This is a genomic window from Cohnella faecalis (genome assembly GCF_003570905.1).
GTDB classification, from domain to species: Bacteria; Bacillota; Bacilli; order Paenibacillales; family Paenibacillaceae; genus Cohnella; species Cohnella faecalis.
In genome coordinates this window covers 537,713-557,744 of sequence record NZ_QXJM01000040.1, presented here as the reverse complement: position 1 = coordinate 557,744, position 20,032 = coordinate 537,713, and the positions used below count along the sequence as shown (strand labels likewise).

Sequence of the window (20,032 nt, the reverse complement as noted above, 5' to 3'; positions counted from 1 at the left end):
TAGCATGCCAATCATCCCCACTTCCCAGGTTCAGGCCGGAGATCGGCTTGGGAGCGATGTTCAAACGGCTTTGGGCAGCATCCTTCTGCAAAAAGGAAGGGCGCTGTCCGAGCGCGATCTGGAAATCTTGCAAGCGTACCTCATCGCTAGCGTGGAGGTATCACGGAGCGGTCTGGATGAGAACGAAATGGACCTGCCTGCGGACGAGCTTGCAGCGAACGCTTCGGACATCAAGCAGACTCCGCTTCAGCAACAATTCGTTCATATGGAGCTGTTGCTGAAACGAGTGTTCTCCATGGTCCAGTCCGGCTTGAAAATCCCGGTCCTGGACGTGCGCAACGGGCTCAGCGCTCTGCTCAGCCGAATAGACGAGTATAATATACTGACCTTCTACCTTCCGCCATCGGAAGGAAAGACGGACGTCCTCATTCGGAATAGCGTGTTGTGCGCGATGACTTCCTACACGCTTGCCAAGTGGAACAAGTTCCCGGAGAAGGACTTGTTTCCGATTGCTATGGCCGGCTTGCTTCACGACATCGGCAATACCAAGGTCGATTCCGCAGTTCTGCACAAGCCGTCTCGTTTGACCAACGACGAGATGCTTGAAATGAGGCAGCATACCCTTCACGGCTTCCGACTGCTTGAGAACGTAACTTCTCTCAATCAAGGCATCTGGCTATCGGCGCTTCAGCATCACGAGCGGATCGACGGCAGCGGCTATCCGATGAAGCTTAAGGGCGATAAGATTCACCCCTACGCCAAAATCGTCGCCATCGCCGATATGTATCACGCTATGACGTCCAACCGTCACTATCGAAAAGCCGAGTCGCCTTATCTCGTACTCGAAGAGCTGCATGCCGGTTCTTTTGGAAAATTGGATCCGGTATACGTGCAGACTTTCATCGAGAGGACGACCCAGTTCCATAACGGATTGTTCGTTAGGCTGAACGACGGTCGTTTGGGCGAGATCGTCTTTAGCGATCGGAATCATCCGACGAGGCCGATGGTGTCGATTCACGGACAGATCGTGAATTTGGCTCAAGACCGAAAGTTGTTTATCTGCGAAGTATTTACTTCGAATTAAGAGGCATATCTTTAGACCGAATCAGGCGGGTCATAGCGCTTGATTCGGTCTTTTCTTTTCTATAGGAATTCCTTTAACTACTTTCGTTACAAGTCGACATACTCACAGATTTCTTCTTTGTGTACTAGTGCGGACGGGCGGTCAATAGGGTATAGTAAGCGGCTAGAAAAAAGAATTCAAAATAAGTTAAAAAAACAGTTGCATTCGATATCTGAGCGTGATATATTATTTAAGTCGCCGCTGAGCGATACGAAAAAAAGCGAGGCTGAGAAGCCAAGCGATTGCTCCTTGAAAACTGAACATCGAGCGTAATACGGATCCCTGAAGACAAGGCTTAGGCCGAGTCGGAAGGACCAAAAAGTAAGACCAGCTTTGAAAGAGCCATCGAGGTTCTTCAATAAAGTGTAACACTTTAATGGAGAGTTTGATCCTGGCTCAGGACGAACGCTGGCGGCGTGCCTAATACATGCAAGTCGAGCGGATCTTGGAGGGAGCTTGCTCCCGATAAGGTTAGCGGCGGACGGGTGAGTAACACGTAGGCAACCTGCCCCTAAGACTGGGATAACATTCGGAAACGAATGCTAAGACCGGATACGCAAGCTTGTCGCATGACGGGCTTGGGAAACACGGAGCAATCTGTGGTTTAGGGATGGGCCTGCGGCGCATTAGCTAGTTGGTGGGGTAACGGCTCACCAAGGCGACGATGCGTAGCCGACCTGAGAGGGTGAACGGCCACACTGGGACTGAGACACGGCCCAGACTCCTACGGGAGGCAGCAGTAGGGAATCTTCCACAATGGGCGCAAGCCTGATGGAGCAACGCCGCGTGAGTGAGGAAGGCTTTCGGGTCGTAAAGCTCTGTTGCCAGGGAAGAATAAGGGTGTGTTAACTGCACATTCGATGACGGTACCTGAGAAGAAAGCCCCGGCTAACTACGTGCCAGCAGCCGCGGTAATACGTAGGGGGCAAGCGTTGTCCGGAATTATTGGGCGTAAAGCGCGCGCAGGCGGTCTTTTAAGTCTGGTGTCTAAGTGCGGGGCTCAACCCCGTGATGCACTGGAAACTGGGAGACTTGAGTGCAGAAGAGGAGAGCGGAATTCCACGTGTAGCGGTGAAATGCGTAGAGATGTGGAGGAACACCAGTGGCGAAGGCGGCTCTCTGGACTGTAACTGACGCTGAGGCGCGAAAGCGTGGGGAGCAAACAGGATTAGATACCCTGGTAGTCCACGCCGTAAACGATGAGTGCTAGGTGTTGGGGGGGTCCACCCCTCGGTGCCGAAGTTAACACATTAAGCACTCCGCCTGGGGAGTACGGTCGCAAGACTGAAACTCAAAGGAATTGACGGGGACCCGCACAAGCAGTGGAGTATGTGGTTTAATTCGAAGCAACGCGAAGAACCTTACCAGGTCTTGACATCCCTCTGACCGGTACAGAGATGTACCTTTCCTTCGGGACAGAGGAGACAGGTGGTGCATGGTTGTCGTCAGCTCGTGTCGTGAGATGTTGGGTTAAGTCCCGCAACGAGCGCAACCCTTGAACTTAGTTGCCAGCACGTTAAGGTGGGCACTCTAGGTTGACTGCCGGTGACAAACCGGAGGAAGGCGGGGATGACGTCAAATCATCATGCCCCTTATGACCTGGGCTACACACGTACTACAATGGCCGGTACAACGGGCTGCGAAGGAGCGATCCGGAGCCAATCCCAGCAAAGCCGGTCTCAGTTCGGATTGTAGGCTGCAACTCGCCTGCATGAAGTCGGAATTGCTAGTAATCGCGGATCAGCATGCCGCGGTGAATACGTTCCCGGGTCTTGTACACACCGCCCGTCACACCACGAGAGTTTACAACACCCGAAGTCGGTGGGGTAACCCGCAAGGGAGCCAGCCGCCGAAGGTGGGGTAGATGATTGGGGTGAAGTCGTAACAAGGTAGCCGTATCGGAAGGTGCGGCTGGATCACCTCCTTTCTAAGGAGCCCGCAAGGGCTAACAAAGTCCACAGCTCGCGTCAGCGAGGTGGCAATCCGTATTGCGCTCGAGTTCAGTTTTGAAGGATCAATTCCTTCAATTAGGTATCATCTTGTACCTTGAAAACCGGATAGCGAAAACGAAATGCGCGAAAGACATCATTCGCCTTACTTGCTGTTGGTTTGCAACGGAAGTTGTGAATCAAGAAGTTGACAACGGAGCATTAGCCTTTGGCTAACGCTAACAGTTGCAACAGGTTAAGCTAATAAGGGCGCACGGAGGATGCCTAGGCGCCAGGAGCCGAAGAAGGACGCGACGAACAGCGATATGCCTCGGGGAGCCGTAAGTGGGCTTTGATCCGGGGATTTCCGAATGGGGAAACCCAGCTGCGGTAATGCGCAGTTACCCTTGACTGAATACATAGGTCATTGGAGGCATACCCGGGGAACTGAAACATCTAAGTACCCGGAGGAGAAGAAAACAAGAGTGATTCCGTCAGTAGCGGCGAGCGAAAGCGGATTAGCCCAAACCTAAGAGCTTGCTCTTAGGGGTTGTGGGACGTCTCACATGGAGTTACAAAGGAGCAGGGTAGACGAAGAGGACTGGAAAGTCCCGTCAAAGAAGGTAACAACCCTGTAGTCGAAAGTCTGCTCCCTCCGAGACGGATCCCGAGTACCGCGGGACACGAGAAACCCCGTGGGAATCCGGCAGGACCATCTGCCAAGGCTAAATACTCCCTGGCGACCGATAGTGAACCAGTACCGTGAGGGAAAGGTGAAAAGCACCGCGGGAGCGGAGTGAAAAAGAACCTGAAACCGTGCGCTTACAAGAAGTCAGAGCCCGATCTAGGGGTGATGGCGTGCCTTTTGTAGAATGAACCGGCGAGTTACGTTCACGTGCAAGGTTAAGCTGAAGAGGCGGAGCCGAAGGGAAACCAAGTCTGAATAGGGCGAATAAGTACGTGGTCGTAGACCCGAAACCGTGTGATCTACCCCTGTGCAGGGTGAAGGTGCGGTAACACGCACTGGAGGCCCGAACTCGTGAGCGTTGAAAAGCTCTGGGATGACGTGGGGGTAGGGGAGAAATTCCAATCGAACTCGGAGATAGCTGGTTCTCCCCGAAATAGCTTTAGGGCTAGCCTCGAGGTTAAGCATCATGGAGGTAGAGCACTGATTGGGTGCGGGGCCCGCCAAGGGTTACCAAGTCCAGTCAAACTCCGAATGCCATGTATGTATACTCGGGAGTCAGACGGCGAGTGCTAAGATCCGTCGTCAAGAGGGAAAGAGCCCAGATCATCAGCTAAGGTCCCCAAGTGTGTGTTAAGTGGGAAAGGATGTGGAGTTGCGAAGACAACCAGGATGTTGGCTTAGAAGCAGCCACCATTTAAAGAGTGCGTAATAGCTCACTGGTCGAGTGACTCTGCGCCGAAAATGTAACGGGGCTAAACACACCACCGAAGCTATGGCATGTACAGCAATGTACTTGGGTAGGGGAGCGTTGTATGCGGGTAGAAGTCAGACCGTAAGGACTGGTGGACTGCATAGAAGTGAGAATGCCGGTATGAGTAACGAAAAGATCAGTGAGAATCTGATCCGCCGAAAACCTAAGGGTTCCTGGGGAAGGTTCGTCCGCCCAGGGTAAGTCGGGACCTAAGGCGAGGCCGAAAGGCGTAGTCGAAGGACAACAGGTTGAAATTCCTGTACCACCGTAAATCGTTACGAGCGATGGGGGGACGCAGGAGGGCAAGGACGCGAGCGGATGGAAGAGCTCGTCCAAGCAGCAAGAGGGTAGCATAGGCAAATCCGTGCTACGTAACCTCAAGCTGTGATGGGGAGGGAAAATTGCAGTACCGAAGGTCCCGTGCTCACGCTGCCAAGAAAAGCCTCTAGCCAGATGAAGGTGCCCGTACCGTAAACCGACACAGGTGGGTGAGATGAATAGTCTAAGGCGCGCGGAAGAACTCTCGTTAAGGAACTCGGCAAAATGACCCCGTAACTTCGGGAGAAGGGGTGCCCCGGTAGTGTGAATAGCACGAGGGGGCCGCAGTGAAGAGGCCCAAGCGACTGTTTAGCAAAAACACAGGTCTGTGCGAAGCCGTAAGGCGAAGTATACGGGCTGACGCCTGCCCGGTGCTGGAAGGTTAAGGGGAGCGGTTAGGGGCAACCCGAAGCTGTGAACCGAAGCCCCAGTAAACGGCGGCCGTAACTATAACGGTCCTAAGGTAGCGAAATTCCTTGTCAGGTAAATTCTGACCCGCACGAATGGCGTAACGATCTTGGGCGCTGTCTCAACGAGAGATCCGGTGAAATTTTAGTACCTGTGAAGATGCAGGTTACCCGCGACGTGACGGAAAGACCCCATGGAGCTTTACTGGAGCTTGATATTGAACTTTGGTACGGTCTGTACAGGATAGGTGGGAGCCTTGGAAGCCTGAGCGCCAGCTTAGGTGGAGGCGCCGTTGGGATACCACCCTGATCGTATCGGAGTTCTAACCTGCCACCCTTATCGGGTGGAGGGACCGTGTCAGGCGGCCAGTTTGACTGGGGCGGTCGCCTCCTAAAGAGTAACGGAGGCGCCCCAAGGTTCCCTCAGCGCGGTTGGAAATCGCGCGAAGAGTGCAAAGGCATAAGGGAGCTTGACTGCGAGACCTACAAGTCGAGCAGGGACGAAAGTCGGGCTTAGTGATCCGGTGGTACCGAATGGAAGGGCCATCGCTCAACGGATAAAAGCTACCCTGGGGATAACAGGCTTATCTCCCCCAAGAGTCCACATCGACGGGGAGGTTTGGCACCTCGATGTCGGCTCATCGCATCCTGGGGCTGAAGTAGGTCCCAAGGGTTGGGCTGTTCGCCCATTAAAGCGGTACGCGAGCTGGGTTCAGAACGTCGTGAGACAGTTCGGTCCCTATCTGTCGCGGGCGTAGGAAATTTGAGAGGGGCTGTCCTTAGTACGAGAGGACCGGGATGGACGCGCCGCTGGTGTACCAGTTGTTCCGCCAGGAGCATCGCTGGGTAGCCAAGCGCGGGAGGGATAAGCGCTGAAAGCATCTAAGCGCGAAGCCCGCCTCAAGATGAGATTTCCCAGTATGTAAGACCCCTGGAAGAACACCAGGTTGATAGGCTCGGGGTGGAAGCGCGGCAACGTGTGCAGCTGACGAGTACTAATCGGTCGAGGGCTTATCCTAACAAACACAGGTAAGACGATGTTAATCGCTCATTTCGTTTTCGCATCCGGTTTTCAGGGCGCAAGCCTTGAAACAACGCACGACTGCAACGTATAGCACAGCTATACAGCCTGCAGCCATGCGGCTCGTGACGACTTCGTCGCACGATCGGTCTGGTGATGATTGCGGAGGGGTTCCACGCGTACCCATCCCGAACACGACCGTTAAGCCCTCCAGCGCCAATGGTACTTGGACCGCAGGGTCCTGGGAGAGTAGGACGTCGCCAGGCAAACGAAAAGACACCTTCTTAGGAGGGTGTCTTTTTCTATATACAATGTTTGTTAGTGATTTCGCCGAGAGTATCCTCGTTAACCGGGAATCAGCCGGTTACGCGGGCGTAAAGAAGATATGCAAAGCCCAATAGCCATGCCTCAGCCGGTTGCGCGAGCGGAACGAGAGTGTGGAAGCCCAATAGCCGTGCCTCGAACGGTTACGTGGGCAGAATGAGAGTATGGAAGCCCAATAGCCATGCGTCAGCCGGTTATGCGAGAGGAGCGAAAGTGTGGAAGCTCAATAGCCATGCCTCAGCCGGTTACGTAAGCGGAATGAGAGTGTGGAAGCTCAATAGCCGTGCGTCGAACGGTTACGTGAGCGGAAAAAGGGTCAAAGAAGCGCAAAGGGGCGCTTACCTGTGGTAGTAGTATATTTCGTGTCCATCCAGACGGATGACGCCGTCTCCTTTTTCGCGTCTTAGCGACCACAATAGACGGACTCGCGGGGAGAGCAGCCAGAAGTGCCAGTACAACAAGGCAATTACCCACGCGGATGACGCCCAAGGATAGAACAGCCCGGTTACGCAGCAGCCTACGAGGATCAAATGAAAGTGAAGCCGCCGAAACAATCCGAGGTTCGAATCGAGGATGGGGAGCGGCCCGATCCAGGGCCAATCGCTTCGGAAGGTCCATTTTTTTTCGGAGGGCTCGTCGACTCTTCTCAAGGTTAGTCTAAGTACGATAGCGTGCACTACCAGCATAATAACGGAGGACGCGGCCGCTACGGCCAAGCCGAATTGGCCGTAGACTACGGTTAAAGCGGCGGTGCCGAGCAAGGCGGTTGCCATATAGCTATATTTGGACTCGGGCCGGAGTGTAATTTTGCGAATGAGTCTATAATGGTAGATAGTCGGCTCGCTAACGACGGAAGGCGAGCTTGGAGACATGGACGTTCACTCCCTTGTTAAGTAGGGGTTCTTCTGAATTTACTATCGGCTTGATAAGCCTAGAATGTTATGGGGAGATTTGCTCAATAAAGCTATGAAAGACGTATTTTTTCATAGAATATGGGCAGACTGATAGCTATCATACTTAAAGGCTGGGATGTCCATGGAGCCGATCGAACGGAAAACCTGCATCATATGCGGAGAACAAAAAGAAGAAGGCATTAAGGTTGTAACGGAATTTATATGCGTCTCCTGTGAGAGGGAGATGGTAAGCACGAAGGTGGAAGATCGCAAATATCCGTTTTTCGTTCAGCAATTGAAGCAAGTGTGGGTTCGTTTCCACGTATGAGACCAGCGAATGACAGATCAGGCCGGAGCCGAGGAGGTTTCGGTTTTTTTGTATCTTGGTTTGGCATAAGTAGGGACGGTTGGTAAAATGGGAGAATAATCGAATTAATGGATCGGAGGATTCGTTGAAATGCTACATCGGGCGCCTATGTTCGAAGCGCTGGCGGAGCATTCCCGTGCGGGAGGCCGCGCTTTTCACGTACCGGGACACAAGCAGCGTGCCAGCTTCAGCCATGAGGAAGCAGCTGTTTATTACGATAGTATCGCTGCTCTCGATGTAACGGAGCTGCCCGATACCGATGATTTGCATCATCCGATCGGCAGCCTTCTTGAAGCACAACAGCTTGCGGCAGATTGTTATGGAACGGACGAGACGAGATTTCTGGTCGGGGGCAGTACGGCGGGCAATTTGGCGATGATACTGGGCCAATGCGAGCCGGGCGATCTCGTAATCGTCCAACGCAATGTACATAAATCGGTCATTCATGGGTTAATGCTGGCGGGTGCGCGAGCTGTACTTTTATCGCCGGAGATCGATCCGATATCGGGTCTCGGTTTGTTGCCTCATCCGGAACGTCTCGACCGAGCGTTGGAGCAGTATCCGGAAGCGAGAGGGGTTATTTTAACGAATCCTAATTATTATGGCATGACGGGAGATTTAGCTCCGCTTGTTCGGCTCGTTCACGAACGATCGATTCCTGTAATGGTCGATGAGGCGCATGGCCCCATTTCGGCTTCCATCCGAGATTTCCAAGCTCTGCGTTAAGATCGGGAGCAGATGTCGTCATCCATTCCGCCCATAAGATGTTGTCGGCCATGACGATGGGGGCAATGATACATATGCAAGGCGATCTTCTCGATCGGGAATCGATCCGCCAGGCGCTTCGAATGGTGCAGAGCTCCAGTCCGTCTTTTCCGATATTGGCCTCACTCGATTTGGCTCGCCGTCAACTTCAAGTGGAAGGAGCCGAGGCGTTCAGCCAAGCCCTTCGGGCGCTCGATACGGTATTGGACAAGCTGGCCGAGACGCCGTTTCGCAATCTCGGAGCCGGTAAATATCGAAACAAAGCAGTGGCATATGACCCGCTTAAGCTTGTGTTGTTTGACGAGACGGGGATGCTTGACGGGTTTTCGCTGAGGGACGAATTGGGTAAAAGGGGCTGCGTTGCGGAAATGGCCGATTCCCGGTATGTCGTGCTCGCTTTCGGGACCGGTTCGATCCCGGAAGATGGAGATGCTCTCATTCAGGCTCTATTCGATATCGCTGGCAGCTTCAAGATAACAACGGTAAGAGCCTCAAAGGTCCGCAGCGAGGAGTATCGTTTGTCCGAGGAAATTCCGGCCCCGATCGTTTTTCGCAGAAAAATGCCCCCATCCGAGGCTATTCCGCTCGAAGAGAGCGCTGGACGCATTGCAGCCGAGTGGGTTATTCCTTATCCGCCGGGTATTCCAGTCTTGTTTCCCGGGGAGGAAATCCAACCTTCCGCCGTGAATCAGTTGATTCAATGGAGGGCCAAAGGCGCTCAAATCCAAGGAGCGGAAGATTCGTCCCTCTGTCGGGTCAGAGTATTGGAGAAATGAGGTCCAGTATGTTTAAGCGATTGTTGAAAATAGATGATTGGCGCAAGCCGATCGCATGGTTTTTCGGGATTGCGGGTGCGGCGCTCCTCATTTGGCTGCTCATGATTCCGCCAGTTATAGGAGTTGCCGATAACGGGGATTTTAATAGAGTAATGGGCGCTTCGGGTATAGCTCCTTTGAACGGGAAGGAGACGTACGAGGATCATTATTTCGCTTTCTCCCACGCCCGATTCGGCTATGGAGATTTTCATTCCGGCGGCTATGTGTCGACGCATGTGATCTTGGTTGCAGCAATCGGTTTAATCGCTCGGATATTTAATGGGCTCGTCTTTGATATCCGCTGGCTAGGAGCGGCTTATATCGGACTGTTCCTGGCGGCTGTAATACTTCTCGTTCGTTATGTTCCGGTCCCTAAGGGGGCGAGGCGCTGGGGCGGATTTGCGGTTGCCGTCGTCCTTGGAACGGCACTTTTGTTTGTATTCGCAGATGTTGGCTATTCTGCTTATTACCAATCGTTCTTCGGCGAGCCGTTCGCTATGCTTGCTATGCTGCTAGCAACGGCGGCAGCGTTCGCACTCGCTTCGCGAGATCGCCCGTCCGGTGGTCTACTCACGTTGTTCATTGTGGCATCCCTCGCGCTTGCCTCCTCCAAAATTCAGAATGCGCCGCTGGGTTTCGCCTTCGCGTTGCTTGGCTGGAGAATGTTTGGTATAAGCGGCAATCGCAGATGGCATCGTCAAGTATTGATCGGAATCGCGGTACTCGTGGCGGGTGCGACGATCATGCTCGTTGCGGCGCCTGATAAGCTGAGGCATATTAATTTGTATCAGTCCATTTTTTACGGAGTGTTGAAGGATTCGCCGCATGTGGCAGAGGATATGCGGGAATTGCGAATTCCGGAGAAGTACCGGGTAAACGCGGGAACGAACTTTTTTCAGCACGACACAGCTATCCCTCAGAACGATCCGACGCTGCGGAAAGAAGTATTGGAGACGTTAAGTCATAAGGATATCGCGATGTATTATTTGCGGCACCCTTCGCGGTTTATTCAAAAGCTGGAACGAGCATCGGATAACGCCGTGTTTGTCAGGCCTTATTACCTGGGTAATTACGATAAAACGGCAGGAAAGCCGAGAGGACAAATTTCTTATGCCTACAGCGGCTGGAGCGAATGGAAGGCGAAGCATATTCCGCGTTATTTCGGCTGGTTCGCCGGGTTCATCGGGCTCTACATGGCGGCGATAGCGGTATGGAGATTTCGAACAGTCTCGCTGCGACAGAAATTCATGGCCGAAACGCTCGCTGCGGTTGCGATAATCGGCGTTTTTGCCGCATGCATACCTCTCATTGGAGACGGGGAAGCGGATTTAAGCAAGCATTTGTTTATGTTTAATGTCTGCTTTGATATGATGGTAGTAAGCGCGGTAACGGCTCTTGCCTTTTTCCTCGTGAAATTGACGGCGCCTCGGAGGGTGCAAGCATGAAAGGGGCATGACGGTGAGAGGCGGGTTGTTCATCACGATGGAAGGCGGAGAAGGCGCGGGTAAGACGACGCTTATTTCTTTGCTTGAGGGGAAGCTCGGACAGATAGGACGCGAGACGGTCATTACACGGGAGCCTGGAGGCATTCCAATCGCGGAAGCTATCCGAGAAGTGATATTGAACAAGGACAACACGGCGATGGATGCGCGCACGGAAGCATTGCTCTATGCTGCGGCTCGAAGGCAGCACCTGGTAGAGAAGGTGATGCCCGCGCTAAACAGGGGAGCCGTCGTCCTGTGCGACAGGTTTGTTGACAGTAGTCTGGCTTACCAGGGGCACGCTCGCGGGCTCGGAGTCGAAGACGTATGGAATATTAATCGATTTGCGACGGAAGGCTGCATGCCGGATCTGACGTTGTATTTGGATATCGATCCGGAGGATGGATTAAGGCGCATAAAGGCTAATGAGGAGCGGGAAGTGAACCGTCTCGATCTGGAAAGCCTGGATTTTCACCGACGGGTGCAGGAAGGCTATCGAATCGTAGCAGCGAAATTTCCGGAACGATTCTTATCGTTGGATGCTTCATTGGATCCGCAAGAGCTGCTCGATCGCGCATGGAGGCTGCTTCAGAATAAATTATAGGGTTGAAAAGAGGATTTTCGCGTAAGAGTGTCCAATTTCTAGTTAGAGGGACAGACCCCATTTTGTTCGAGGAGGGCCTGACAATGAAACTTCTTATTGCCGTCATTCAAGATAAAGACAGCAATCGTCTATCCAACTCCCTGATTAAGGAAGGATTCCGAGCCACGAAGCTTGCCAGTACGGGAGGATTTCTGCGAGCGGGCAACACAACGTTCTTGATCGGAATCGAGGATGATCGGGTTCAGAGCGCGCTGGATGTCATCCGCGCCAATTGCAAGGTACGGGATCAACTCGTTACTCCGGTGTCGCCTGTCAGCGGTGCGGCGGATTCTTACATTCCGTTCCCGGTGGAAGTACAAGTCGGCGGTGCTGCCGTATTCGTCCTTCCTGTGGAACGCTTTGAGCACTTCTAATCGAGAACCTGGCGGTGAACGGCGATGAAGATCCAACCGGGATATTTTCCGCTTGGCAAGACGCTGCAGCGGGGCGAGACGTCCAGCAGGCCGGCTCCCGCGCAAAATTTCGGCGACTTCATGCATCAGAACGACGAGCAGCGGTCGAACGAGGAGCTGCAGCGCAAGCTGGAGGACATCCGGATGCAGGGCGATCGGCTGGCTAGGTCGATGACCGTCCGGGAGCTCAAGCTGTACCGCAATATGGTCAAGTCTTTCCTCGAGGATACGGTGCGCAGAGGGGTCGGTCTCAAGGAAACGAGAGGCTGGGATCGTCGCGGCCGAGGCAAACGGTACAAGCTGCTCGAGGAAGTGGACGAAATGCTTGTCGCCATGGGCGAGGAGCTGCTTCAGACGGAGGAAGGCCGAATCGACTTGCTGAATAAAGTAGGCGAGATACGGGGCATATTAATTAACTTCGTTTTCTAATTGAATGGACGATTTCGAGGTGCGCAGTATGGCTTTTCGTCACATTACCGGTCAGGAGCGGGCTAAGGCTCTGTTGCAGAACGCTCTGCGTTCCCGCAAAATCGCACACGCCTACTTGTTCGCGGGGCCGGCGGGCTCAGGAAGACGCCAAACGGCGCAAGCGTTCGCGCAAGCATTGTTCTGCGAACGCGGCGGCGACGACGCTTGCGGAGAATGCCTGTCATGCCGCAAGCTTGAGCACGGCAACCATCCCGATTTCCATGTCATATCGCCAAGCGGCGCGACCGTGAAGATTGAACAGATTAGAGAGCTTCAGCGGGAGCTGTCTTATCGAAGCGCGGGAGCGGGCTACAAAATTTATATTATAGAAGATTCCGAGACGATGACGGTGCAGGCGGCTAACAGCCTGCTTAAATTTTTGGAAGAGCCTTCATCTCCTGTCGTAGCGATTCTGCTTGCTCCCGGTCCGCAGTCGGTGCTGCCGACCATCTTGTCGCGGTCCCAGCTCATCGCCTTCGTGCCGGGAGACCGGGAAGCGCTGGAAACGGCTCTCGTCGTGGAAGGGAAACCGCCTATTCTCGCTAGAACCGCGGTACATCTCGCTTCCGGATTGGATTCGAGCCGCAAGCTGGTAGAAGAGAATTGGTTTGCAGAAATCCGAAACGTAGTGATACAATTAGGCAGGGAGAATCCGTCCCGATTTCCTGGCAGCTTGCTAACCGCGCAGCAGCTGGTTTTTAAGACGGAGCTCGCCGAACATGTTGAACTTTTGCTGCAAATGATGGCTTTGTGGTATAGAGATATGATTTACGCCATGACCGGACGCCAGAATCAGATGGTTTTTCCCGATCAGGGGGACTGGATTTCCAAGCACGCTTGGAGCCGTTCCGTCGATGCGTGGGTGTCGGCCATGGAAGCGGCGCTGACGGCTGCGCGGCGTATTAAAGCGCATGTGCAGCCTCAGCTCGTTATCGAGCAATTATTGGTGAACGTGCGGGAGGGGTAGAATTGTACGAAGTTGTCGGCGTTCGCTTCAAGAAAGCGGGCAAAATCTATTACTTCGACCCCGCCGAGCATCCGGTATCCAGAGATCAGCATGTCATTGTAGAGACGGCGCGAGGTGTGGAATACGGCAAAGTTGTCGTCGGACCGAAGACGGTCGGCGAATCCGACGTCGTTCTTCCGCTCAAGAAAGTGATTCGCATAGCGGGGGATACCGACGCACGCGCGGTAGACGAGAACCGCAGCGCCGCTAAGAACGCCTTTACCGTGGGACTGCAGAAAATCAAGGATCATGGGCTTAAGATGAAGCTCGTGGACGTGGAATACACGTTCGACCGGAACAAAATTATCTTTTACTTCACGGCTGAAGGCCGCGTCGACTTTCGGGAACTGGTCAAGGATTTGGCCGGCGTGTTCCGGACTCGCATTGAACTGCGGCAGATCGGCGTTAGGGACGAAGCTAAGATGCTCGGCGGAATTGGTCCGTGCGGGCGCGTGCTCTGTTGTTCCTCGTGGCTTGGCGACTTTGAACCGGTCTCCATCAAGATGGCTAAAGACCAGAACTTGTCGCTCAATCCGACGAAAATATCGGGGCTCTGCGGCCGACTCATGTGCTGTTTGAAATACGAGCACGATAATTACGAGAGTGCTAAAGAAGAATTGCCGGCCGTAGGCCGATTCGTCGTTACTTCGATGGGCGATGGCAAAGTAGTCGGAATCAATCCTGGCAGCCGTACCGTTCACGTGCAAGTGTTCGAAATTGGCAAAGTGAAAGAGCTGCCTTTTGACGACGTCGTCCTCAAATAAGCTTAGTATGCACAACCTGATGCTTTGAGGTGGAAGCCGTTCATGAAAGACATTTACCTTCGCATGGATGAACTTGAATCGCATCTCGGCACCGTGCATGCGGATTTCGGAGAGCTCAAGCTGAAGATCAAGGAGCTGCTCGAAGAGAACCAGAGGCTTCGAATCGAGAACCAACAGCTGCGGAAAGTGCTGAAAAGAGAAACGGATTCCAATATCGCCCGCGCGGAGGCGGCGAAGGAACCGGTCGTATTAAGCAAAGAAGACAAGCCCGTCTCATTGCCGGGAGTAGGGGAAGGGTACGATAATCTGGCCCGCCTGTACCACGAAGGCTTCCATATATGCAATGTGTACTACGGACATTTGCGCATGGAAGGCGATTGCTTGTTCTGCTTATCTTTCTTGAGTAAGTGACGAATAACGCGCGCGTTGCATGAAGAACATGCCGCTCCTTTCGGGGAGCGGCATTTTGTTCGAATAAAAGAAAGTATCCCAAGAACGAACCCAAAGCTGCGCGTGCCGCCGAACCGAGCCCGATTTTCAAGCCGAATCTAACGCCGAATGGCTGACGATCAGCGCCGAGCCCGACGTTCAACTGTAAAACATACCTTTATTTTGATGGTAAATCGATATTCTAACGATATTATCTGCAGAAGGTACATGTATCTAGGGCGATTTTAGCGCCAAGTTCTGAAATGGAAAAAAATAACTGTACTTTTTGCAGTTCAATCCCAGCGGCGTGGCTCAACAGAACGAATAGCTGTATCTATTACAGTTCACCCAACTGCCTGTCAGACCATGGAGGCGGAGAATAAGGTGGGGAGGTTTGTTTGCCGAGAGCAAGGAAATCAAGTAAGCTAGTGGGCGTGAGCATGAAAGAACGGGGGTAAGCGAAAATGGCGGAAACCGCAAATACGGACGCTATTCTTCAGCCAGGGGAGCGGTTGGACGACCTTCTCTCTTACGATATGAGAATTATCCAGAGCTCGGAAGTATTCAGCTTCTCGTTGGATGCGGTTTTGCTGGCTCGATTTGCAGCACTTCCTCCGCGAGGAAGGATACTCGATTTGTGCACCGGCAACGGCGTCATTCCTCTATTGTTGACGACCCGTACGTCCGCTTGCGTCGATGCGGTCGAAATTCAACCGAGGCTGGCGGATATGGCGCGGCGAAGCATCCGATTGAACGGACTTGAAGAACGGATATCCGTCATTGAGGACGACTTGCGGGCGTGGACGCCGCCAAATGGGGAATACGATGCGGTTACGGTTAATCCGCCGTATATGCCGCTGCAAAGTGGAGACCGCAAAGAAAACATCCATCAAGCGATGGCGCGCCACGAGATCGGCTGCACGCTCGAAGACGTAGTGGCCGCTTGCGCTCGCTGCGTGAAGACGGGCGGTCGGGTATCGATGGTTCACCGGCCGTCGCGGCTTGTCGAAATAACCGAAGCGATGCGCCGCCACCGTCTTGAGCCTAAGAGGATGCGGTTCGTTCATCCGCGTTCGGATGCGGAAGCGAACATGGTGCTGATCGATGCGCTGAAGGGCGGCCGTCCGGAGGTACGGTTACTGCCGCCGATTATCGTCTATAAGGGCGACGGACGAACATACACGGAAGAACTCCTTGATATTTTTTACGGACGAAGAACGGAGCTTGCGGATTCAACGGGAAAACAGGAGGAGCAACGATGAGAGAAGACGAGAAGCAAGGCACGGTTGGCGATACCACCGCGCAAGTGCAGCGCAGCTTTGCAGCCAGGGAGAAGCTTGGCACCTTGTACTTGGTCGCGACGCCGATCGGCAATCTGGAGGATATGACCTTCAGGGCGATTCGTACTCTCAAGGAGGCGGGGCTTATTGCTGCCGAGGATACCCGTCAAACCCGCAAGCTGCTCACGCACTTTGATATCCAAAATCGGTTGGTCAGTTATCACGAGCATAATAAAGAAGCAAGCGGGCCCGAATTGATCAAGCTGCTGAAAGAGGGAACGAGTATTGCGCTCGTCACCGATGCGGGGATTCCGGCAATTTCCGACCCGGGCGCCGACTTGGTTGCGCTGGCCGTGGCCCATGCCATTCCCGTCGTTCCGATTCCAGGAGCGAACGCGGCATTGTCCGCGTTAATTATTTCAGGGCTTCCGACGGATCGGTTTTTGTTCGTCGGCTTTCCTCCCAGAGATCGCAAAGCGTTGGAACGCCTGCTGGCCGAGCTGGCGAAGGAGTCGGGAACGATTCTGTTCTACGAGTCGCCGCATCGGGTAGCCAAGACGCTTGCAACCTTGGCTCAGAAGTGGGCGGGACGCCAGATGGCAGTCGTCCGGGAATTGACGAAGCGGCATGAGGAAGCAATTAGAGGCTCGGTGGAGGCTTGTCTGGCCTATGTGGAAGCGAATCCTCCTCTGGGAGAATGCTGCTTGGTCGTTCGGGGGCATCCGAGGAAGACATAGCGCAGGCGGAAGCGGAGTCGGGAGCGCCATGGTGGAGCGTGCTATCGCTTGATCAGCATGTCGGCCATTACGAGTCCCGGACGGGCAACCGCAAAGAAGCGATGAAGCAGGCGGCACAGGACCGCGGTCTATCCCGCCGAGATGTCTATCAGCGATTGCTTCAGGAGGACCAATAGAAAAAAAGGCCCTCCCGGACCTAGGGTCGGGAGGGTTCAAGGAGATATAAAAAGGTTAGAATTAACAATTTGATTGGCTTTGTTTTCTATTATAACTCATATTCTTTAATTTGTCACAGGTGAAGGCAAATCGTTCAAACATTCTCTGCAAACAATTTTTCCTTTGAAGTAAGTAACGTTCTCCGCATTGCCGCAGAAGATGCATGCAGGCTCGTATTTCTTCAGCATGATCCGCTCGCCGTCCACATAAATTTCAAGCGCGTCTTTCTCTCCGATGCCGAGAGTACGTCGAAGCTCAATTGGGATGACTACCCGTCCTAACTCATCGACTTTCCTTACGATTCCCGTAGATTTCATCATTTGGAAATACCCCTCTCCTCAGGTTAAAATAATTTCAAACGGACGGTTGATAGTGGCTAGTCCGCTGTTTCGCCAACATTCGACAAAGTTCTTGTTTTTCCGCTATCTATCGTACCAACGATTCCCAAAAAAGTCAACCTAGTTTTGACTCGTTATTTGGGTCAATTCGGTGAAAAGCGTTATAAATAAAGGATGTTTCAGCAAACATTCAGTCATTTGGATGGAATTAAGGGAATGTCATATATCGACACGATTCGACAAAAAGGTAGACGTTTGTCGAAAAAAGAGAGGATGAGGTGGACGAATGTTTAGGCAGCTGGAGGAAGAGAAAGTATTCAAGGACCCGGTACATCAATCGATTTACGTTCAAGATGCGACGATTTGGAAGTTGATTAATACGCCGGAGTTCCAGAGGTTACGGCGAATTCGTCAATTGGGCACCTCTTATCTAACCTTTCATGGAGCGGAGCACAGTCGATTTTCCCATTCTTTGGGAGTCTATGAAATTACGAGGAAAATAATTTCGCAATTCGAGCGTAACGGATATTCCGATTGGCCGCAACAAGAAAAATTGGTGAGCCTGTGCGCCGCTCTTCTTCACGATGTCGGGCATGGTCCGTTTTCCCATTCAATTGAACAAGTATTCGATACCGACCACGAAGATTGGACCTGCGAGGTTATTCTTGGAAATACCGGGGTCAACCGCGTACTACGGGAGGTGTCAGCCGATTTTCCCGATAAGGTTGCTTCCGTCATTCGCAAGACGTACGACAAACCGATCGTTATTAGCCTGGTGTCGAGCCAGATGGACGCGGATCGGATGGATTACTTGCTGCGGGACGCCTATTTTACCGGAGTTCATTACGGCACGTTCGATTTGGAAAGAATTCTTCGCGTGCTGCGGCCGTACAAGGACAAGATTGTGGTGAAAGAAAGCGGCATGCATGCGGTGGAAGATTACTTGATGTCGCGTTACCAGATGTATTGGCAAATCTATTTTCACCCGGTGACCCGCAGCTCCGAAATCGTACTCAGGCAAATTTTCCGTCGGGCGCGCGAGCTCTACGCCGAAGGCTACGAGTTCGGTTTCATGCTGCCACCGCTCCGGCAATTGCTCCAGGGGACATTGTCGGTGGAAGGTTATTTGCAGTTGGACGAAGCTCTCGTACAGACGGCCTTCGGGCAGTGGATGGAGGAGAAGGACGAGCTGTTGTCGGATTTTTGCCGTCGATTTTTGAATCGCGTGTTGTATAAATACATACCCTTGGAACAGCGGGACGAGACGTGGTTGAACGGGCTTAGAGACGAGTGGAAAAGCATAGGGCTGCACCCGGACTACCATATGGAAGTGGACACGCCGATCGATCTTCCTTATGATGTGTACAAGCCTGGGGAGGACAGTCCGGAGAAGCCGCCGATCCTGCTGTTGGACGACCGCGAGGGGCTTACCGAAATTGCTTCCAAGTCCGAAATCATTCAATCGATCACAGGTCTTCACCGCGGCAAATATTTTCTATATTACCCGGAAGACTTGGTTCGTCCGCACGCTTCAAAGCTGAGCCGGTTAACTCGGGAAAGATTGTCTTTATAATAGAAGGGAGACGAAATTTCGACATGATTATTGACACGCACGCACACCTCGACTCCCCCAAATTCGACAACGATCGAGAGGAAGTCATCGCCCGCGCGAGAGAAGCCGGAATCGATACGATCGTCAATATCGGCTTTAACCGGGAGACGATTCCGACGACGATGGCATTGGCCGAAAAATATCCGTTCATTTACGCCGTTGTAGGATGGCACCCGACGGATGCGGTCGATATGAAGCTCGAAGAGGATCTTGCCTGGATCGAATCGCTGTGCAATCACCCCAAAGTTGTTGCCATCGGCGAAATAGGGCTGGATTATTATTGGGATACTTCGCCCAAAGAGCTGCAGCAGACGGTGTTCCGCGAACAAATTCGACTGGCGCGCAAGCTCGGCAAGCCGATCGTCATTCATAATCGCGACGCTCACGAGGATATTCTTCGTTTGTTGAAGGAGGAGAACGCCAGCGAGGTAGGCGGTATTATGCATTGCTTCTCCGGAAGCTGGGAGACGGCCCGGAAATGTCTGGATATGAACTTCTACATTTCATTTGGCGGACCGGTTACTTTCAAAAATGCAAGGGTACCCAAAGAGGTGCTGGAACGGGTTCCGATGGACCGACTATTGCTTGAGACAGATGCGCCATATTTGACTCCTCACCCCCATCGCGGGAAGCGAAACGAGTCCGCTTTCGTCCGCTTGGTAGCGGAAGAAGCAGCTTCCATCAAAGGAGTAACTCTGGAAGAAATTTCAATTATTACGAGCGATAACGCCCGGCGCTGTCTGTCGCTTTCGAGATAAAACGGTAACATCCCGAGAAAAACGGAATAGGATACAGAAAAAACTAGCATCGTCGCCAAAAAATCCGAAACCAAGGCCTAATTTACTCGAAATTGGGCAAATTCGCCCATTGACCCGTCTTTACACGTTCGGTATCCAGAGGTTATTATCAGACTCAGTAGTTTGAATATGGCATCCCTTTTCCAGTACGCTTAATCTTCCAATACGGAAGAGCGGGGGACCCAACAACTGCGTATGATCCGATTCCAGGACGACGCAGCGGTCCGAGCAATCTTGGGGTGAATTACGCGGAAGCGGCTCATGAAGCCGGCATGCGAATAGGGCAACTCTCTTTGTCCGAACCCGACAGCTAACCTCGCAAGCGTTACAGAGAGAGGTCAACCTCGTGCTGCCCAATCCCACTTTTGACGTCCTCAAGCGGAGCCACGAACAGATCCTCTGTCGTAGGCTTTTTTTGTTGGTCAAATTCGGGTTGCGGCTTGTACAG

Annotated in this window: 15 protein-coding genes, 3 rRNA genes, 2 pseudogenes and 1 riboswitch; of the genes and pseudogenes, 18 read left to right on the top strand and 2 right to left on the bottom strand. The window is 52.9% G+C overall.

Going from position 1 to position 20,032, the window contains the following annotated elements; translation table 11 throughout:
• The first annotated feature begins 4 nt into the window (after positions 1-4).
• From D3H35_RS23990 to rrf, 4 genes are all read left to right on the top strand, one after another.
• Positions 5-1,084 carry an HD-GYP domain-containing protein gene (locus D3H35_RS23990; protein WP_119149318.1) on the top strand — a complete coding sequence of 360 codons (1,080 nt, stop codon included), beginning with the start codon at positions 5-7 and terminating at the stop codon, positions 1,082-1,084.
• Between the two features lie 412 nt (positions 1,085-1,496).
• Positions 1,497-3,050 (top strand): 16S ribosomal RNA (locus D3H35_RS23985).
• Positions 3,051-3,305: 255 nt separating this feature from the next.
• Positions 3,306-6,234 (top strand): 23S ribosomal RNA (locus D3H35_RS23980).
• Between the two features lie 151 nt (positions 6,235-6,385).
• Positions 6,386-6,502, top strand: a 5S ribosomal RNA gene (gene rrf, locus D3H35_RS23975).
• Together the 16S, 23S and 5S rRNA genes form the textbook arrangement of a ribosomal RNA operon.
• Before the next feature lie 396 nt (positions 6,503-6,898).
• Here rrf and D3H35_RS23970 read toward each other — a convergent pair.
• Positions 6,899-7,432, bottom strand: a complete 534-nt coding sequence (locus D3H35_RS23970; protein ID WP_119151679.1) for a transposase — start codon at positions 7,430-7,432, stop codon at positions 6,899-6,901.
• 163 nt (positions 7,433-7,595) lie between these two features.
• Here D3H35_RS23970 and D3H35_RS23965 point away from each other — a divergent pair, with 163 nt between their 5' ends.
• The 12 genes and pseudogenes from D3H35_RS23965 to rsmI all read left to right on the top strand — a co-directional run bounded on the left by D3H35_RS23965 (position 7,596) and on the right by rsmI (position 16,797).
• A complete protein-coding gene (locus tag D3H35_RS23965; protein ID WP_119151678.1) occupies positions 7,596-7,781 on the top strand; it encodes a sigma factor G inhibitor Gin in 186 nt (61 codons plus the stop codon).
• Between the two features lie 129 nt (positions 7,782-7,910).
• Positions 7,911-8,710: pseudogene (locus tag D3H35_RS23960) on the top strand (aminotransferase class I/II-fold pyridoxal phosphate-dependent enzyme); the annotation flags it as partial.
• 186 nt (positions 8,711-8,896) lie between these two features.
• Entirely contained in the window at positions 8,897-9,361 is a 465-nt protein-coding gene (locus tag D3H35_RS35000; protein ID WP_411675170.1) for an Orn/Lys/Arg family decarboxylase, read from the top strand.
• A gap of 8 nt (positions 9,362-9,369) precedes the next feature.
• Positions 9,370-10,845 (top strand): glycan biosynthesis hexose transferase WsfD, encoded by a 1,476-nt coding sequence (gene wsfD, locus D3H35_RS23950; protein ID WP_119151675.1) that lies wholly within the window; start codon positions 9,370-9,372, stop codon positions 10,843-10,845.
• 7 nt (positions 10,846-10,852) lie between these two features.
• Positions 10,853-11,485 (top strand): dTMP kinase, encoded by a 633-nt coding sequence (gene tmk, locus D3H35_RS23945; RefSeq protein ID WP_119151674.1) that lies wholly within the window; start codon positions 10,853-10,855, stop codon positions 11,483-11,485.
• Between the two features lie 83 nt (positions 11,486-11,568).
• A complete protein-coding gene (locus tag D3H35_RS23940; RefSeq protein WP_119151673.1) occupies positions 11,569-11,898 on the top strand; it encodes a cyclic-di-AMP receptor in 330 nt (109 codons plus the stop codon).
• A gap of 24 nt (positions 11,899-11,922) precedes the next feature.
• Positions 11,923-12,366: a YaaR family protein gene (locus tag D3H35_RS23935; RefSeq protein ID WP_119151672.1), complete on the top strand. Its 444-nt coding sequence runs from the start codon at positions 11,923-11,925 to the stop codon at positions 12,364-12,366.
• A 28-nt stretch (positions 12,367-12,394) separates the two neighbouring features.
• Positions 12,395-13,372, top strand: coding sequence for a DNA polymerase III subunit delta' (holB, locus tag D3H35_RS23930; RefSeq protein ID WP_119151671.1), 978 nt, complete (start codon positions 12,395-12,397; stop codon positions 13,370-13,372).
• 2 nt (positions 13,373-13,374) lie between these two features.
• Positions 13,375-14,175 carry a PSP1 domain-containing protein gene (locus D3H35_RS23925; RefSeq protein WP_119151670.1) on the top strand — a complete coding sequence of 267 codons (801 nt, stop codon included), beginning with the start codon at positions 13,375-13,377 and terminating at the stop codon, positions 14,173-14,175.
• Between the two features lie 42 nt (positions 14,176-14,217).
• Entirely contained in the window at positions 14,218-14,586 is a 369-nt protein-coding gene (locus tag D3H35_RS23920; RefSeq protein ID WP_119151669.1) for an initiation-control protein YabA, read from the top strand.
• 482 nt (positions 14,587-15,068) lie between these two features.
• Positions 15,069-15,866, top strand: a complete 798-nt coding sequence (locus D3H35_RS23915) for a tRNA1(Val) (adenine(37)-N6)-methyltransferase (RefSeq protein WP_119151668.1) — start codon at positions 15,069-15,071, stop codon at positions 15,864-15,866.
• Positions 15,863-16,797: pseudogene (gene rsmI, locus D3H35_RS23910) on the top strand (16S rRNA (cytidine(1402)-2'-O)-methyltransferase). The gene D3H35_RS23915 and the pseudogene rsmI overlap by 4 nt, the downstream one beginning before the upstream one ends.
• Before the next feature lie 105 nt (positions 16,798-16,902).
• On the opposite strand, the gene D3H35_RS23905 reads toward rsmI, so the two are convergent.
• The gene (locus D3H35_RS23905) at positions 16,903-17,157 is read right to left on the bottom strand and encodes an AbrB/MazE/SpoVT family DNA-binding domain-containing protein (RefSeq protein WP_119151667.1); all 255 of its coding nucleotides are present in this window, start codon (positions 17,155-17,157) and stop codon (positions 16,903-16,905) included.
• Between the two features lie 304 nt (positions 17,158-17,461).
• On the opposite strand from D3H35_RS23905, the gene D3H35_RS23900 reads away from it, so the two are divergent.
• Positions 17,462-18,748 carry an HD domain-containing protein gene (locus D3H35_RS23900; protein ID WP_119151666.1) on the top strand — a complete coding sequence of 429 codons (1,287 nt, stop codon included), beginning with the start codon at positions 17,462-17,464 and terminating at the stop codon, positions 18,746-18,748.
• Positions 18,749-18,771: 23 nt separating this feature from the next.
• Entirely contained in the window at positions 18,772-19,545 is a 774-nt protein-coding gene (locus D3H35_RS23895) for a TatD family hydrolase (RefSeq protein ID WP_119151665.1), read from the top strand.
• 178 nt (positions 19,546-19,723) lie between these two features.
• A riboswitch (cyclic di-AMP (ydaO/yuaA leader) is annotated at positions 19,724-19,924 on the top strand.
• The last annotated feature ends 108 nt before the right edge of the window (positions 19,925-20,032 follow it).